Below are 1,183 nucleotides of genomic sequence, written 5' to 3'. Positions count from 1 at the left end.
ATCGCGACCTGGCGGGCGAGGGGCGCGCCACGGATGCCGCGGTGCACGGCCGCGCGCTGCGCGCCTTCGCGCAGGCCCCGGTCGAGGTGGCCGCGGTGCCCGCCACGCCCTTCCTGCGCTTCCCGATGAACCTGCTTCTGCGCGAGGCCGCCGGTCCAGCGGCGGCAGGCGTGGCCGTGGCGCCGGCCGAGCCCCCCGTGGCGGACCGGCTGCGCGTCATGGCGCTGCGCGCGCAGCATGCGCATCATGGCGCGCGCTCGGGGCCCTGGCAGTTCCTGCGGCATTTGCCCGACGGGATCGACGCCGCCATCCGCGCCACGCCGCTCGGCGCCACGCTGGCCGGCATCGAGGCCGGCGCGTGGCGCGACTGGGGGCGGCTGCTCGGCACCGCGCCCTTCGGCCAGCAGGGCAATGCCTGGCTGGCCGAGGCCGAGGCCCTGGCCGAATGTGCCGACACCCCCTTCGACCTGGTGCATGCGATCGATGGCGAACTGGCGCTGTGGCTGCTGCCGCGCGTGCCCGCGGCGCTGTTCCATGGCGGGCGCCGCCCGGCCATGCTGGCCACCTTCCACCAGCCGCCGGCGCTGCTGGCGGGCATGGTGAACCCGGCGCTGATGCGCGCGCTCGATGCCGCTGTCGTGCTGTGCGAGGCGCAGCGCACCGCGCTGGCGGGGATGCTGCCGCCCGAACGCCTGCACGTCATCCCGCACGGCATCGATGCCGGCTTCTTCACGCCGGCGCCGCAGGCGGCGGGCGAGGGCTTCCGCCTGCTCGCCGTCGGCCACTGGCTGCGCGACTTCGAGACGCTGTTCGCGACGCTCGCGCTGCTGCGCGATGTCGGGCTCGATGCCCGGCTGCGCATCGTCTCGCCCAACCCGCCGCGCGGCGTTCCCGCCGGCGTCGAGCTCGAGGGCGGATTGTCGGATGAGGCGCTGCGCGAGGCGTATCGCGACGCCGATGCGCTGCTGCTGCCGCTGACCGATGCCACGGCGAACAACGCGATCCTTGAGGCGATGGCCTGCGGCCGACCGGTGGTCGCCACCGATGTCGGCGGCGTGGCCGAGATGACCGTCGGAGCCGCCCTGCTGGGCCCGCCCGGGGATGCGCGCGCGCTGGCCGATGCGGTGCTCTCGCTGGCCGCCGACCCGGCTGGCGCGGCGGCGCTCGGCCGCGCCGCACGCGC

The 1,183-nt window shown here is 76.4% G+C and carries 1 protein-coding gene; it reads left to right on the top strand.

From position 1 onward, the window contains the following. On the top strand, positions 1-1,183 hold a 1,183-nt coding region (locus HW578_RS26825; protein WP_198373744.1), incomplete at both ends, for a glycosyltransferase family 4 protein.

Source organism: Roseomonas rosulenta, from assembly GCF_016106005.1.
GTDB classification, from domain to species: Bacteria; Pseudomonadota; Alphaproteobacteria; order Acetobacterales; family Acetobacteraceae; genus Neoroseomonas; species Neoroseomonas rosulenta.
This window is presented reverse-complemented; position numbering and strand designations above follow the sequence as displayed.